Source organism: Planomicrobium sp. YIM 101495 (genome assembly GCF_009707665.1).
Taxonomy (GTDB): domain Bacteria; phylum Bacillota; class Bacilli; order Bacillales_A; family Planococcaceae; genus Planococcus.
This window is the reverse complement of record NZ_WLZW01000001.1, coordinates 800,872-816,588: the sequence shown is the minus strand read 5'-3', so window position 1 is coordinate 816,588 and position 15,717 is coordinate 800,872. Positions and strand designations below refer to the sequence as shown.

The following is a 15,717-nucleotide window of genomic DNA, read 5'->3' as shown; positions in this document are numbered from 1 at the left end:
CTCGTCAATTTCTAGGATCAATGTGATGCTAACTAAGTATTGCTCGATGATGAAAAGCTCCCCATATATTCTTCGCCCACCAAATTAGAATCCCAGCGGCCTACGCAGTCAGCCGCCCCACCATTTATCACAACGCCAACAATAGAATGAAACAAAATTTCACCTCACCACTATTTCTCCCACACACTCAGCGAAATGGCTGGCTTGGACTGGGCGGATGGATAAGATAAGCGTTTCTGAGCTCAGCTTATCCCGGGAGCCCTGTCCGAAGCCTCGAAGCGGATTCCTATGCGACACCCAATCATCCCTTTTCCAACAATAAAGAGAAACCAGTTGCAGAACCACAGTGGCCCGTGGTATAATTTCAAATGGTGTTAAATACACACGCATTTGGATCTGCGCTGTAGGTGCCTCTATGAGGTAACGGTGCAGAAAGGAATAATGCGGAGGGAAAAATTAACCTATCAGGAGGAAAAAACATGTCAGTAATTTCTATGAAACAATTGCTTGAAGCTGGTGTTCACTTCGGTCACCAGACACGCCGCTGGAACCCGAAAATGAAAAAATATATTTTCGTGGAGCGTAACGGCATCTACATCATCGACCTACAAAAAACAGTACGTAAACTAGAGGAAGCATACAACTTCATGCGCCAAGTCGGCGAAGAAGGCGGCAAAGTCCTTTTCGTTGGTACGAAAAAACAAGCACAAGATGCAATCAAAGAAGAAGCAGAACGTTCTGGCAACTACTACATCAACCAACGTTGGTTGGGTGGAACATTGACAAACTTCGGCACGATCCAAAAACGTGTGAACCGCATGAAACAGATCGAGCGCATGGAAGAAGACGGCACTTTCGAAGTCCTTCCTAAAAAAGAAGTTGTTCAATTGAACAAAGAACACGAACGCTTGACTAAATTCTTGGGCGGTATCCGTGACATGAACGGTCTACCGGACGTAATGTTCGTCGTTGACCCACGTAAAGAGCGTATCGCAGTTGCGGAAGCAATGAAATTGAACATTCCAATCGTTGGTATTGTAGATACAAACTGTGATCCGGACGAAATCGACTATGTGATTCCTGCAAACGACGATGCAATCCGTGCAGTTAAACTATTGACTGGTAAAATGGCTGATGCTTTGCTTGAGTCAAAACCGGAAGAAGAAGAAGTAGCAGCTGAATCTGCTGAGTAATCTACAAGCATGACAGGTGATAAGCGGCCAACCCCTCTTATCACCTTTTTTTGAGAAAAGAGACCTACTTACAAGGAGGAATTTAATCATGGCAGTTACAGCACAAATGGTAAAAGAATTGCGTGAAAAAACAGGTGCGGGTATGATGGATTGTAAAAAAGCACTTGTTCAGACAGACGGGGACATTGAAGCAGCAGTCGACTTCCTGCGTGAAAAAGGCCTTTCAAGCGCGTCTAAAAAAGCGGACCGCATTGCAGCAGAAGGAATCACTTCAGTTGTCGTTGAAGGAAACGAAGCAATCATCTATGAAGTGAACGCTGAAACTGATTTCGTAGCGAAAAACGAAGGCTTCCAAACATTGGTGAAAGAATTGGGCGAGCACCTTCTTTCAACAAAACCGGCAACGATTGAAGAAGCAACAGCTTCTACAATGTCTAACGGTTTGGTTGTAGCAGATCACATCTCTAACGCAATCGCGAAAATCGGGGAGAAAATTACACTTCGCCGTTTCGAAATCATGACAAAATCAGACAACGACGCTTTCGGTCCATACTTGCATATGGGCGGGCGCATCGGGGTTCTTGTACACCTGGAAGGTACTACAGACGAGCAAGCTGCACGCGACATCGCAATGCACGTAGCGGCAATCAACCCGACTTATGTTTCACGTGACGAAGTTTCTGCTGACGAAGTAGAGCACGAGCGCAAAATCTTGACGGAACAAGCATTGAACGAAGGCAAACCTGAGAAAATCGTTGCGAAAATGGTTGAAGGCCGCCTTGGCAAATATTTCGAAGATGTTTGCTTGCTTGACCAAGCATTCGTTAAAAACTCTGACCAAAAAGTACGTGATTTCGTAGCATCCACTGGCGGAGCTGTTAAAGGATTCGTCCGTTATGAAGTAGGCGAAGGCATCGAAAAACGCGAAGATAACTTTGCGGAAGAAGTTATGAGCCAAGTTAACAAAGATAACTAAGATCGAATCATATGTAATGCCGGGGAACACAATCCAGTGTTCCCTATTTTTCAATAAAAGGTCAATGGAGGGTTCCGATGAGTGTTCAGCAATATAAGCGTATTGTATTAAAATTGAGCGGAGAAGCGATGGCAGGAGAGAAAGGTTTCGGCCTGTCCCCGGAAATCATCAAATCTGTCGCAAGCCAAGTGAAAGAAGTCGTAGAGCTGGGTGTGGAAGTAGCAGTCGTTGTCGGCGGTGGAAACATTTGGCGCGGCAAGATTGGATCGGAAATGGGTATGGACCGTGCAACTGCCGATTACATGGGAATGCTTGCGACGGTCATGAACTCTTTGGCGCTCCAGGATTCATTGGAGCAGCAGGGCGTTGAGACACGCGTGCTTTCTTCCATCGAGATGCGTCAAGTTGCTGAGCCGTATATCCGCAGAAGAGCAATCCGTCATCTTGAGAAGAAACGGGTGGTCATTTTTGCTGCAGGAACAGGGAATCCTTATTTCTCGACAGATACAACCGCTGCACTGCGCGCTGCCGAGATTGAGGCCGACGTGATCCTGATGGGCAAAAATAATGTAGATGGCGTCTATTCTGCTGATCCAAAAACTGATACGAACGCTTTGAAATACGACGAACTTTCTTATTTCGATGTCATTCAACAAGGTTTGCAAGTGATGGATTCAACTGCATCCACACTGTGCATGGATAACGACATTCCATTGGTCGTCTTCTCGATCATGGAAAATGGAAATATCAAACGAGCTGTCCAAGGTGAAAAAATCGGGACAGTAGTGAGGAGGACTTTATAATGCCGAAAACGATTATCAGTGAAACAACTTCAAAAATGGAAGGTGCGATTCAGTCGTACAGCCGTGAATTAGCAACTATCCGTGCAGGACGTGCAAACCCATCAATCCTGGACCGTCTGACAGTCGATTACTACGGAGCACCGACACCGGTCAATCAAGTGGCAGGCATCTCGGTTCCTGAAGCGCGTCTTCTCATGATTCAACCATACGATAAGTCTGTACTTGGAGATATCGAGAAAGCAATCATGAAGTCGGATCTTGGCCTAAGCCCGACGAACGATGGATCTGTTATCCGTATCGCTATTCCTGCTTTGACGGAAGAGCGCCGGAAAGATCTTGTCAAAGAAGTTAAGAAAGTTGCTGAAGAAGCGAAAGTCGCAATCCGTAACGTTCGACGCGATGGCAACGATGAACTGAAGAAATTAGAGAAGAAGAGCGAAATCACAGAAGATGATCTGCGCGGCTACACGGACGATATCCAGAAGCTGACGGACAGCAACATCACACGCATCGATGACATCGCAAAAGAGAAAGAGAAAGAAATCTTGGAAGTGTAAGCGAACTTCTACTGAGCTGGAGCGTCCTGTTGAACAGGGCGTTTTTCTATTGCATCCCTTCCATACAAGAAGAGCAAGGTTGTAGGAATAGGATTTTTTCGGCAAAAAATGGCTTTCCATGTGAATGACAGCGCACAGGATGCCGTTTTTTGATATGATAAGCAATAGACATGCTGATTTGTTATAAGTGGAGGAAAACTATGTTTAATAAAATATTGAGACGAGCACCAGAAGCAGTTCTGGGACTTGAAGAACGAAAATCCGTAATTTGCAAAGAAGGGCCACCTTCGCATATTGCCATCATCATGGACGGCAACGGCAGATGGGCGAAGAAACGTTCACTTCCAAGGATTGCAGGACATCATGAAGGAATGAAAACTGTCCGCAAGATTACACGGTTAGCAAGCCATCTCGGCGTTGATGTCATGACCCTATATGCTTTTTCGACTGAGAACTGGAAACGACCGAAACTTGAAGTGGATTTCTTGATGCGTCTTCCAGAGGAATTCCTATCGACGTTCTTACCTGAACTCATCGAAGAGAACGTCCGTGTCGAGATGATGGGATATCATGAGAATTTGCCGCAACATACGCTTGAAGCGATTCGGAAAGCGAAAGAAGCAACAAAGGACAATACAGGACTGATCTTGAACTTCGCGTTGAATTACGGAAGCCGTTCAGAGATCGTCGATGCAGTAAAGGTGATTGCGGAACAGGCTGCAGCTGGACAATTGAATCCCGAAGACATTACGGAGTCGGATATTGCGGACCGTTTGTTGACGAGCAAATTACCGGAGCCGGATCTGTTGATTCGTACGAGTGGTGAAGTGCGCTTGAGTAACTTCATGCTTTGGCAGCTTGCTTATACTGAATTGTGGTTCACAGAAACCTTGTGGCCGGACTTTGATGAGTTGACACTTGTCGAGGCAATCGAAGATTACCAAAAAAGAAACCGCCGCTTTGGAGGATTGAAAGGGGAAGAAGAAGTTTGAAGCAGCGAATCATTACAGGGCTCGTCGCATTCGCATTATTCATGCCTTTCGTCCTTATCGGCGGCGCAGCTTTCACTTTGCTCATCTATGCAGTGGCGACTATCGCCTTGCAAGAATTGTTGAAAATGAAAGGGAGGACCTTGTGGAGCATCCCTGGTCTTATTTCCCTAGCGGCTCTCTTTGCCTTCATGATGCCTGCAGAATGGGCAGCGAAAGTGTTCGAAATCACGGGGTATATGAAAGTTGAATTTGCATTCATGGCAGTCATTCTATTATTGATCCATACAGTCGTCGTTAAGAATAGCTTTACTTTTGATGACGCTGCATTTGCCATTCTCGGTGTTCTATATATCGGGATCGGTTTTTTGTATTTGATCGAAACGCGCGATGTGCACTTGGCGTTCCTTGTGTACGCACTTCTTGTTGTCTGGAGCACGGATTCGGGCGCATATTTCACTGGCCGGAAGATTGGGAAGCGCAAGCTATGGCCGGAAATCTCTCCGAACAAGACAGTGGAAGGATTCCTGGGTGGGATTGTCTGGGCGATTGCGGTTGCACTGATCTTCAACTACTTCGTAGATTTGGAAAAACCGATCATTCTGTTGGTCCTTGTGACGATCCTCGCCTCTATTTTCGGACAGATGGGTGATTTGGTAGAATCAGCATTGAAACGCCATTTCAACGTCAAGGATTCCGGGACGATCTTGCCAGGGCATGGCGGGATGCTTGATCGGTTCGATAGTATTCTGTTCGTCATGCCGCTGCTTCATTTTTTACATTTCATTTGAGAGAGGAAGCAACTGAATGACTAAGAAAATTATTTTGCTCGGAGCGACCGGTTCAATCGGTCTGCAGACTGCGGATATTGTAAGAGAGCACCCGGAAGCGTTTCAGCTGACGGGTTTTTCTGCTGGACGGAATATCGGGAAAACAGTGGAATTAATCAATGAATTTCAGCCAGAGATTGTCTGCGTACAACAAGAGCCGGATGCCTTGGCGCTTTCGCGACAGTTCCCGCGACTCACTGTCCTACACGGTGAAAAAGGACTCATCGAGATTGCTACATATGAAGCGGACGTGCTTTTGAACTCGGTCATTGGAAGTGTCGGTCTCCAGCCGACGCTCGAGGCCATCAAGCTCGGTCGGACGATTGCAATTGCCAACAAGGAAACACTTGTCACGGCGGGACACCTCGTCATGGAACACGCCAGAACATACGGCGCAGTCATTTTGCCAGTCGACAGTGAGCACTCAGCGCTGTACCAGGCATTGAATGGTGAAAAGCGCGAACAAGCAAGTAAATTGATTTTGACAGCGTCAGGCGGTAGTTTCCGTGACCGTACTCGCAAAGAGCTGGAAGGTGTTACGGTGCAAGAAGCACTTGCCCACCCGAACTGGTCGATGGGCGCGAAGATCACAATCGACTCTGCGACCATGGTTAACAAAGGACTCGAAGTAATCGAAGCACACGTCCTGTTCGACTTTGATTATGATGACATCGAAGTGCTCTTGCACCGTGAGAGCATCATCCACTCGATGGTCGAATTCCAAGACACGAGCGTCATGGCACAGCTTGGCACACCGGATATGCGTGTCCCGATCCAATACGCATTGACGTATCCAGATCGCTTCCCGCGAGCGGAGGCCAAACGGCTGAACTTGGCTGAGATCGGCAAGCTGCATTTTCAGCCGATGGACTTCGTGCGTTTCCGTGCACTGCAACTGGCATTTGATGCCGGCCGCGCTGCAGGGACGATGACAACGGTATTGAATGCAGCAAACGAGCAGGCGGTAGCGATGTTCCTGGATGGACAGATCAGCTTCCTACAAATCGAAGAGTTGATCGAACGGGCGATGCACGAACATGCCCTCATTCATCAGCCGGATCTCGAGACCATCCTGCACACAGATGCTGAAACGAGAAAATCCGTCAAAGACATGCTAAAATAACGACAGACTAAAGCCTATCAGGCATATGGAGATGGATTGAAATGGAAACCGTTTTAGCGTTTATTATCATATTCGGCGCCCTTGTATTCTTTCATGAACTAGGCCACTTCCTGTTTGCAAAACGTGCCGGCATTCTCGTCCGTGAATTCGCGATCGGGATGGGCCCTAAGATTTTGAGCTTGAACAAGGGAGAAACACTTTATACGGTGCGTCTATTGCCGATCGGCGGTTACGTCCGAATGGCGGGCGAGGATTTCGACACAGTCCAAATCCAGGCCGGTCACCGTATCGGTGTGCTTTTGAATAAAGAAGGCAAAGCAAAGAGAATTGTCATGAACCAAAAGAAAATGTACCCGGACATTCTACTGCTTGAAGTAGAGGAAGCGGATCTTGAAAAAGAACTGTTCATTCGAGGATATGATGAAGAGGAACAGATGGTCCGCATTGAAGTCAAGCGGGACGCAGTGGTCGAAGAGAATGGCCAAGAAACGATTCTTGCGCCGTACGATCGCCAGTTTGATTCGAAAAGTGTCGGGCATCGTTTCATGACGATGTTTGCAGGGCCACTCTTTAACTTCATTCTGGCATTCTTGATTTTCGTATCACTCGGGATGTTGCAAGGCATTCCGACGAACGAACCGTACATCACGGAAGTTGTGGAAGATGGCCGTGCAGCTGAAGCAGGGTTGCAAGACAATGACTTGATCAAGCAGATTGACGGCCAACCGGTCACTTCTTGGGATGAGCTTGTCGACATCGTACAAGTGAATGCAGGAAATGACTTGGCATTCGACATTGAACGTGACGGAGAAGCGATGTCGCTGAACATCACGCCTGAGCTTGCAGAAGGTGCAGCAGAGGAGACAGGTGTCATCGGTGTCCTTTACCAGAGCCCGGTAGAACGTGATTTCTTCGGCTCCTTCGTTTATGGGGCTGAACAGACCGTCTTCTGGTTCAAGGAGATTTTCCGTCTCCTTGGAATGCTGTTTACTGGACAGCTGACGATTGATGCATTATCCGGACCGGTCGGCATTTATAAGACGACAGAGGAAGTCGCGCAATATGGAATTTTCGTATTGATGAGCTGGGGAGCGATGCTATCGATCAATCTGGGCATCATGAATTTGCTGCCACTGCCGGCACTTGACGGTGGACGCCTGATGTTCCTGCTCTTTGAAGCGGTACGGGGCAAGCCGGTCGACAAGCAGAAAGAAGGGATGGTCCATTTCGTCGGGATTATGCTGCTACTCTTACTCATGGTGGTCGTCACCTGGAATGATATTCAGCGCTTCTTCTTTTGACGAAGGATGGCGCAGTAAACAAAGGTATTGGATCAAGTTCGATAAAATTAAACTTTTGACAGAGGTGTAATGACTATGAAGCAATCGGCCACATTCATCCCGACATTACGGGAGACTCCTGCAGATGCAGAAGTCAAATCCCACCAGCTTTTGCTGCGTGCGGGATTCATCCGCCAGAACACGAGCGGAATTTATTCTTACTTGCCACTTGGCAAAAAAGTGCTTCAAAAAGTAGAAGCAATTGTACGTGAGGAAATGGAAGAGGCAGGCAGTGTGGAAATCGCGATGCCAGCTCTGCAACAAGCTGAGCTTTGGCAGGAATCGGACCGCTGGTATTCTTACGGAGCGGAATTGATGCGCATGACAGACCGGAACGGCCGTGAGTTTGCTCTTGGGCCAACGCACGAAGAAGTAATCACAAGTCTATTGCGCGATGAAGTCAAGTCGTACAAAAAATTACCATTGAACCTATTCCAGATCCAATCGAAATTCCGCGACGAGAAGCGCCCACGCTTCGGTTTGCTTCGCGGTCGTGAGTTCTTGATGAAAGACGCTTATTCTTTCCATGCAACAACGGAAAGTCTTGACGAAACTTACGACCAAATGATGCAGGCTTATAAGAACATCTTCACACGCCTTGGATTGAACTTCCGTGCAGTTCTTGCAGACTCAGGGGCAATCGGCGGAACGGACAACCACGAGTTTATGGTCCTGTCTGATATCGGTGAGGATACGGTCGCATATTCGGACAGCTCTTCTTACGCTGCAAATATCGAGATGGCAGAAGTGAACATCGATTACAACCGTCCCGACGAAGCAGTGAAAGAGATGGAGAAGAAAGAAACGCCGGATCAAAAGACGATTGCACAAGTTGCTGAATTCTTCGGAACGACTGCTGATCAGTGCATCAAGACACTTATCTTCTCTGCTGACGAAGAATTGGTGATGATCCTTGCAAGAGGTGACCACGAAATCAACGACATCAAAGTGAAGCGCGTGACTGGTGCGAAAGTGATTGAAATGGCGACACCGGAACAAGTGGAAGCACTTCTTTCTTGTGAGGTCGGTTCAATCGGTCCAGTGAAACTTCCAGAAGGCATCCGCGTGATTGCAGACAATGCGATCAAGACAATCGTAAACGGCATTGCTGGTGCGAATGAAGCTGGCATGCACTGGATCAATGTGACACCTGAAGAAGATTTCGCTGTTGATTCTTATGAGGATCTCCGTTTTGTCCAAGAAGGAGACCCATCACCGGACGGCAACGGCACGATCGTTTTTGCAAAAGGTATCGAAGTCGGTCACATCTTCAAACTGGGCACACGTTATAGTGAAGCAATGGACGGGACCTTCCTGAACGATCAAGGGAAAGCGAAGCCATATATTATGGGCTGTTACGGCATCGGCGTATCGCGCGTACTTGCAGCGGTTGCTGAAGAGTTCCAGGACGGTAAAGGCTTCATCTGGCCGAATGTCATCACACCATACGATATCCACCTTGTACCGGTCAACATGAAGGACGAGGCACAGCGTGAACTTGGGGAAGACTTGTATAAACTATTGAAATCTTACCGTTATGAAGTATTGCTGGATGACCGCAACGAGCGGGCTGGCGTAAAATTTGCAGATTCTGATCTGATCGGTCTTCCGATCCGCATCACGATCGGCAAACGCGCTGCAGAAGGCATTCTTGAAGTGAAAGTTCGAAGCACAGGTGAAACATTCGAATGGAAGCGTGAGGAATTATTGGATCACCTCCAGCAATTCTTTAAGATTTAACGACTGAATCTGATATGATGGGGAGGAAAGTACAATCGTACTTTCCTTCTTTTTTCTGGAAATTCGATGTGAAGGAGATTGTTATGATAAACCAGCAAGATCCAAAAATGCGTTTTAAACTATTGCTTCAGCACCTGGATTTGACGGATGACGCCGAGGTGGCATATTTCCAAGATGCCGAACTGACAAGGATGACGGTCCATAAGAAAGACCGTACCTGGCGCTTCCTGATGAAGATGCAAGCGGTGCTTCCTTTTGAATTATTTGTGAGGTTACGCAGTAAATTGAATACTGCGTTCTCAGCGATCGCAACGGTTCAGTTGACGATCGAAACAGACCAGACAGAGCTTGACCGTCAGCAAGTCACTGATTATTGGCGATTCGTTATCGAAGAGCTATCAGATATGGCACCACCGCTCCGTGAGTGCTGCTTGTCTCAGCAACCCGAGTGGCAAGGAAACAAATTAATCCTGCAATGTGGTCACCAGCATGAAATGATGGCATTGAAATCCAAATATAGCGACCGGATCGCAGATGTTTACGAACAGCTCGGCTTCCCGCGTCTTGCAGTTGATTTCCAGTTCACAGAAGGCTCCCAGCAAGCGGCGCATGAAGCGTTTCTGGAAGAACGGAAAGCGGAAGAAGAAGCGCTCGCACAGCGCGCGCTCTCCGATATGAAGAAACGGGAGACGGAGCGGAAAGACCAAGGCGTCCCTTCAGGACCATTCCAAATGGGTATCGCGATCAAGCCGGATCAGGAGATTACGGAGATCCAGGCGATTGTCGATGAAGAGCGCCGCGTAGCGATCGAAGGGTACGTCTTCGATGTGGAAGTTCGTGAGCTGCGCAGTGGGCGTTCTCTCCTAACCGTTAAGATAACGGACTACACCGACTCCATTCTCGTGAAAATGTTCTCGCGTGATAAAGAAGATGCGGAACGTATGGCCGCGCTAAAAAAAGGCGTCTGGCTGAAAGCGCGAGGATCGATCCAAATGGATACATTCGTCCGCGACCTTGTCATGATGGGGCAGGACATAATCGAAATCAAGCCGACCTTGCGCCAGGATACGGCGAAGGAAAAACGGGCGGAGCTGCACTTGCACTCCCCGATGAGCCAGATGGATGCAGTATCTTCCATCGATTCATTGGTTGGCCAGGCGGCGAAGTGGGGGCATCCAGCGATTGCCATCACTGACCATGCCGGCGTCCAGGCGTTTCCGGATGCCTATGCGGCAGGAAAGAAACACAACATCAAAGTCATTTTCGGCCTCGAAGCGAATCTCGTCGATGACGGTGTCCCGATTGCATACGAAGAACGCCATGCGCTTTTGACGGACGAAACGTATGTCGTGTTCGATATCGAAACGACGGGTCTGTCTGCAGCGTATGACCGCATCATCGAGCTTGCAGCCGTGAAAATCAAAGGTGGCAATATTATCGACAAGTTCGAGCGGTTTGCGAATCCGCACCATCCGCTATCCGCGACGACGATCGAATTGACCGGCATTACCGATGACATGGTCAAAAATGCGCCGGAAGTGGAAGACGTCATCCGGGAATACCATGAATGGGCAGGCGACCACATCATGGTCGCGCATAACGCTTCGTTCGATATGGGCTTCTTGTATGTTGCCTATAAGAAGCTCGGCATCACGATGAAACATGCCACAATCGATACGCTGGAACTTGCACGGATGCTTCATCCAGAACTGAAAAGCCACCGACTCAATACGCTGGCGAAGAAATTCGGGATTGAACTGACCCAGCATCACCGCGCGATCTACGATACGGAAGCGACAGCTTATTTGTTGACGCATCTACTTAAAGAAGCTGATGATGAAGGGATCCTTTACCACGACGAGCTGAACGACTATGTCGGAGTCGGCGACGCATATAAACGCGCACGCCCGACGCACGTCACGTTACTCGCACAGAACGACGAAGGCTTGAAGAACTTGTTCAAGCTCGTCTCGATTTCGCATATCAATTATTTTTACCGCGTGCCGCGGATCCCACGTTCAGTTTTAGAACGTCACCGGAAGGGGCTGATCATCGGCTCGGCATGTGATAAAGGCGAAGTATTCGAAGCGGTCATGCAAAAGTCCATCGAGGAAGTAGAAGAAGTCGCGAAGTTTTACGACTACTTGGAAGTACATCCGAAAGAGGTCTACTCCCACTTGATCGAACGTGAATTGGTGCGTGACGAATGGAACTTGGAAGACATCATCCGGAAACTTGTCAAAGTGAGCCGGAAGCTAGATATTCCGCTTGTCGCGACCGGGAATGTCCATTACTTGGATGAGAACGACGCGATTTTCCGCCAAGTGCTTATTGGCTCGCAAGGCGGGGCGAACCCGCTCAACCGGACGAAGCTGCCGAAAGTCCATTTCCGGACGACAAACGAAATGCTCGATGCATTCGAATTTCTAGGGGAAGAGACAGCGCACGAACTTGTCGTCACGAACTCGTTGAAAGTGGCGGACATGATCGAAGACGTCAAACCGATCAAAGACGATCTGTATACGCCGAAAATCGAAGGAGCGGATGAAGAAGTCCGCGAGCTCAGCTATACGATGGCAGAAAGCATCTACGGTACTCCCCTTCCTGAAATTGTCGAAGCGCGTATCGAGAAAGAATTGAAATCGATTATCGGCCACGGTTTCGCGGTCATTTACTTGATTTCGCATAAACTCGTGAAAAAATCGCTCGACGACGGCTATCTTGTCGGCTCCCGTGGCTCGGTCGGTTCGTCTCTTGTCGCAACACTGACAGAGATCACCGAAGTGAACCCGCTGGCGCCGCATTACATTTGCCGCTCGTGCAAGAAGTCCGAGTTCTTCGATGACGGTTCCGTCAGCTCTGGGTTTGACTTAGCTGACAAAAACTGTCCGGACTGCGACATCCCTTACCAGAAGGAAGGACAGGACATCCCGTTCGAAACTTTCCTCGGATTCAAGGGAGACAAGGTTCCCGACATCGATTTGAATTTCAGCGGCGATTACCAGCCGCGCGCACATAATTACACGAAAGAACTGTTCGGGGAAGACAATGTATTCCGTGCCGGAACTATCGGAACGGTTGCAGAGAAGACGGCTTACGGTTATGTGAAAGGTTACGCAGGAGACCGGGACATGACACTGCGCGGAGCGGAAGTGGATCGTCTCGTGCAAGGATGTACGGGCGTGAAGCGGAGCACCGGGCAACACCCGGGAGGAATCATCGTAGTGCCGGATTACATGGACATTTACGATTTCTCGCCGATTCAGTTCCCGGCGGATGCGCAGGACTCCGAATGGAAGACGACGCATTTCGACTTCCACTCCATCCACGACAACTTATTGAAGCTGGATATACTCGGACACGATGACCCGACTGTGATCCGGATGCTCCAGGATCTCTCCGGTATCGATCCGAAGACCATTCCGACGGATGACCCGGAAGTAATGAAGATTTTCTCCGGCGTCGAATCGCTCGGCGTTACGGAAGAACAGATCGGCTGTAAGACCGGTACACTCGGCATTCCGGAATTCGGGACGCGCTTCGTCCGGCAAATGCTGGAAGATACGAAGCCGACGACATTCTCCGAGCTTGTCCAGATCTCCGGACTGTCACACGGAACAGACGTCTGGCTCGGCAATGCCCAAGAACTGATCCATAACGGCACGTGCCAGCTATCCGACGTCATCGGCTGTCGGGATGACATCATGGTCTACTTGATCTACCAAGGGCTCGAATCATCTTTGGCCTTCAAGATCATGGAGTCGGTACGTAAAGGGAAAGGGCTGACGCCTGAATTCGAAGCGGCGATGAAAGAGAAGGGAGTACCGAACTGGTACATCGAATCATGTAAAAAGATCAAGTACATGTTCCCGAAAGCCCACGCCTCGGCATACGTCTTGATGGCTGTGCGCATCGCCTACTTCAAAGTGCATTTCCCGGCGTTATATTACGCAGCGTACTTCACAGTGCGTGCGGAAGACTTCGACGTCAATGCAATGGCGAAAGGGTCTCAGTCACTCCGTTCACTTATCAAGGAAATCAATTCCAAAGGGTTGGAAGCATCGACCAAGGAGAAAAACTTGATGACGGTCATGGAGCTGGCGCTTGAGATGTGCGAACGCGGACTGTCATTCCAGAAAGTGGACTTATACAAATCGGAAGCAGCGGAATTCATCATCGAAGGCGATACGCTGATCCCACCGTTCAACGCCATTCCTGGACTTGGGACGAACGCGGCGAAAGCAATCGTTGCTGCACGTAAGGATGGGGTTTTCCTATCCAAAGAAGATCTGCAGCAGCGTGGTCGGGTATCGAAGACCATCATCGAGTACATGGATGATCACGGCTGTCTCGAAGGACTGCCGGATGCCAACCAGCTGTCGCTCTTCTAGTTTGTTGCACCGTGTAGTGGGTTGTGGTAATATAGAAGTAACATTTACTGATAGCTCTGTCGCAGAAGAGTGGGTTCTCCCGCTCTTTTCTGTTGTTATGGCACAATTCAAGCGGGAGGCATAAATGAGCAAAATTACAGAACAAGTAGAGCAAATGGTACTACCGATCATGGAAGAACTGAATTTGGAACTAGTGGACATCGAGTTTGTCAAAGAAGGCCGCAACTGGTTTTTGCGGGTCTATGTCGACAATCCGGAGGCACCGATCGATATCGATTCGTGCGCAGTCGTCAGCGAAAAATTGAGTGAAGTACTGGATAAGAACGATCCGATCGAGCAGAACTACTTCCTGGAAGTTTCATCTCCGGGAGCGGAACGTCCTTTGAAGAAAGAAAAAGACTTTGAAAAAGCGCTTGGAAGCTTCATCTACATCAAAACGTATGAGCCGATCGAAGACGAGAAGGAATTCGAAGGCTATTTAAACGCATATGATGACGAGCAAGTGACAATTGAAATCAAAATCAAGACACGCAGGAAAACAATCGCCATCGAACGCAGCAAAATTGCTGTCATCCGTCTGGCAATCGACTTTTCCGCCAAACTTGATTGAATAAGCTGGGAGTGAATTGAAATGGGTAACGAATTGCTGGATGCATTGGATGCATTGGAAAAACAAAAAGGGATTTCACGTGATGTCCTGATCGAAGCGATTGAAGCGGCTTTGGTGACAGCTTACAAACGTAACTTCAACCAAGCGCAGAACGTCCGCGTCGATTTGAACATCGATAACGGAACGATGCTGGTCTATTCCCGTAAAGATGTAGTGGAAGAAGTCGAAGACGAACGACTTCACATTTCACTGGAAGACGCAAAAGCGGTCAATCCTGTCTATGAACTGGGAGATGTTGTCGAGGAAGAAGTCACACCACGCGACTTCGGACGCATTGCAGCGCAAACCGCGAAACAAGTCGTGACGCAGCGTGTGCGTGAAGCAGAACGTGGCTTGATCTTCGAGGAATACGTAGACCGTGCCGATGATATCGTCAACGGAATCGTTGAACGGACGGATGCACGTAACCTATACGTCGGCCTCGGCAAAGTCGAAGCGGTCCTACCGCAGACGGAGCAGATGCCGAACGAATCGTACAAACCGCATGACCGGATCAAAGTGTACATCACGAAAGTGGAGCGCACGACACGCGGACCGCAAGTTTTCGTATCACGTACACACCCAGGTTTACTGCGCCGTCTATTTGAAAATGAAGTGCCGGAGATTTTCGACGGCATCATCGAAATCAAATCAATCGCACGTGAAGCGGGAGACCGTTCGAAAATCTCGGTTCATACAACGCGTGAAGACATCGATCCGGTCGGATCATGTGTAGGTCCTAAAGGCGCACGTGTCCAAACGATCGTCGATGAACTGAGCGGCGAGAAGATCGACATCGTGGAATGGTCGGAAGAACCGACGATCTTCGTAGCGAATGCACTTAGCCCTTCCAAGGTGCTGGACGTTCAAGTGAACGAGGAAGAAAAATCGACGACTGTCGTTGTACCGGATTACCAACTTTCACTTGCAATCGGTAAGCGTGGACAAAACGCGCGCCTTGCAGCGAAATTGACCGGCTGGAAAATCGATATCAAGAGCGAGACGGATGCACGTGAACTTGGAATCTATCCAAATGAAAACGCAACTGTCATTTACGAAGAATCATCTGAAGAAGACCTAGAGGATTTCGACTTCTACAGTGAGGAAAACTAAGAAAGAATAGGTG

At 48.6% G+C, this 15,717-nt stretch carries 12 protein-coding genes; all 12 read left to right on the top strand.

The annotated features are described in order from the left end of the window. Window positions 1-479: 479 nt before the first annotated feature. A complete protein-coding gene (gene rpsB, locus GIW82_RS04210) occupies window positions 480-1,193 on the top strand; it encodes a 30S ribosomal protein S2 (RefSeq protein WP_154748636.1) in 714 nt (237 codons plus the stop codon). An 88-nt stretch (window positions 1,194-1,281) separates the two neighbouring features. Then, on the top strand, window positions 1,282-2,169 hold the full coding sequence (tsf, locus tag GIW82_RS04205) for a translation elongation factor Ts (RefSeq protein WP_154748635.1): 888 nt from the start codon (window positions 1,282-1,284) through the stop codon (window positions 2,167-2,169). A gap of 77 nt (window positions 2,170-2,246) precedes the next feature. Continuing rightward, a complete protein-coding gene (gene pyrH / locus GIW82_RS04200) occupies window positions 2,247-2,972 on the top strand; it encodes a UMP kinase (protein ID WP_154748634.1) in 726 nt (241 codons plus the stop codon). Next, window positions 2,972-3,529, top strand: coding sequence for a ribosome recycling factor (gene frr, locus GIW82_RS04195; protein WP_154748633.1), 558 nt, complete (start codon window positions 2,972-2,974; stop codon window positions 3,527-3,529). The genes pyrH and frr overlap by 1 nt, the downstream gene beginning before the upstream one ends. A gap of 200 nt (window positions 3,530-3,729) precedes the next feature. After that, on the top strand, window positions 3,730-4,521 hold the full coding sequence (locus tag GIW82_RS04190; RefSeq protein ID WP_154748632.1) for an undecaprenyl pyrophosphate synthase: 792 nt from the start codon (window positions 3,730-3,732) through the stop codon (window positions 4,519-4,521). Beyond that, window positions 4,518-5,309, top strand: coding sequence for a phosphatidate cytidylyltransferase (locus GIW82_RS04185; RefSeq protein WP_154748631.1), 792 nt, complete (start codon window positions 4,518-4,520; stop codon window positions 5,307-5,309). The genes GIW82_RS04190 and GIW82_RS04185 overlap by 4 nt, the downstream gene beginning before the upstream one ends. Before the next feature lie 16 nt (window positions 5,310-5,325). Further along, window positions 5,326-6,471: a 1-deoxy-D-xylulose-5-phosphate reductoisomerase gene (gene dxr / locus GIW82_RS04180; RefSeq protein ID WP_154748630.1), complete on the top strand. Its 1,146-nt coding sequence runs from the start codon at window positions 5,326-5,328 to the stop codon at window positions 6,469-6,471. A gap of 41 nt (window positions 6,472-6,512) precedes the next feature. Beyond that, window positions 6,513-7,772, top strand: coding sequence for an RIP metalloprotease RseP (rseP, locus tag GIW82_RS04175; protein WP_154748629.1), 1,260 nt, complete (start codon window positions 6,513-6,515; stop codon window positions 7,770-7,772). Between the two features lie 75 nt (window positions 7,773-7,847). Further along, window positions 7,848-9,551: a proline--tRNA ligase gene (locus tag GIW82_RS04170; protein ID WP_154748628.1), complete on the top strand. Its 1,704-nt coding sequence runs from the start codon at window positions 7,848-7,850 to the stop codon at window positions 9,549-9,551. An 83-nt stretch (window positions 9,552-9,634) separates the two neighbouring features. Continuing rightward, complete coding sequence (locus GIW82_RS04165; RefSeq protein WP_154748627.1) at window positions 9,635-13,942, top strand: PolC-type DNA polymerase III; 4,308 nt, start codon at window positions 9,635-9,637, stop codon at window positions 13,940-13,942. Between the two features lie 124 nt (window positions 13,943-14,066). Next, a complete protein-coding gene (rimP, locus tag GIW82_RS04160; protein ID WP_154748626.1) occupies window positions 14,067-14,552 on the top strand; it encodes a ribosome maturation factor RimP in 486 nt (161 codons plus the stop codon). A gap of 21 nt (window positions 14,553-14,573) precedes the next feature. Next, window positions 14,574-15,704, top strand: coding sequence for a transcription termination factor NusA (nusA, locus tag GIW82_RS04155; protein WP_154748625.1), 1,131 nt, complete (start codon window positions 14,574-14,576; stop codon window positions 15,702-15,704). Window positions 15,705-15,717: the final 13 nt, after the last annotated feature.

Excerpts from the sequence above, each read along its gene's own strand:
- tsf (WP_154748635.1), top strand. The coding sequence starts at position 1,282 with ATGGCAGTTACAGCACAAATGGTAAAAGAATTGCGTGAAAAAACAGGT.
- rpsB (WP_154748636.1), top strand. The coding sequence starts at position 480 with ATGTCAGTAATTTCTATGAAACAATTGCTTGAAGCTGGTGTTCACTTC.
- dxr (WP_154748630.1), top strand. The coding sequence starts at position 5,326 with ATGACTAAGAAAATTATTTTGCTCGGAGCGACCGGTTCAATCGGTCTG.
- frr (WP_154748633.1), top strand. The coding sequence starts at position 2,972 with ATGCCGAAAACGATTATCAGTGAAACAACTTCAAAAATGGAAGGTGCG.
- GIW82_RS04190 (WP_154748632.1), top strand. The coding sequence starts at position 3,730 with ATGTTTAATAAAATATTGAGACGAGCACCAGAAGCAGTTCTGGGACTT.
- rimP (WP_154748626.1), top strand. The coding sequence starts at position 14,067 with ATGAGCAAAATTACAGAACAAGTAGAGCAAATGGTACTACCGATCATG.
- GIW82_RS04165 (WP_154748627.1), top strand. The coding sequence starts at position 9,635 with ATGATAAACCAGCAAGATCCAAAAATGCGTTTTAAACTATTGCTTCAG.
- GIW82_RS04170 (WP_154748628.1), top strand. The coding sequence starts at position 7,848 with ATGAAGCAATCGGCCACATTCATCCCGACATTACGGGAGACTCCTGCA.
- pyrH (WP_154748634.1), top strand. The coding sequence starts at position 2,247 with ATGAGTGTTCAGCAATATAAGCGTATTGTATTAAAATTGAGCGGAGAA.
- rseP (WP_154748629.1), top strand. The coding sequence starts at position 6,513 with ATGGAAACCGTTTTAGCGTTTATTATCATATTCGGCGCCCTTGTATTC.
- nusA (WP_154748625.1), top strand. The coding sequence starts at position 14,574 with ATGGGTAACGAATTGCTGGATGCATTGGATGCATTGGAAAAACAAAAA.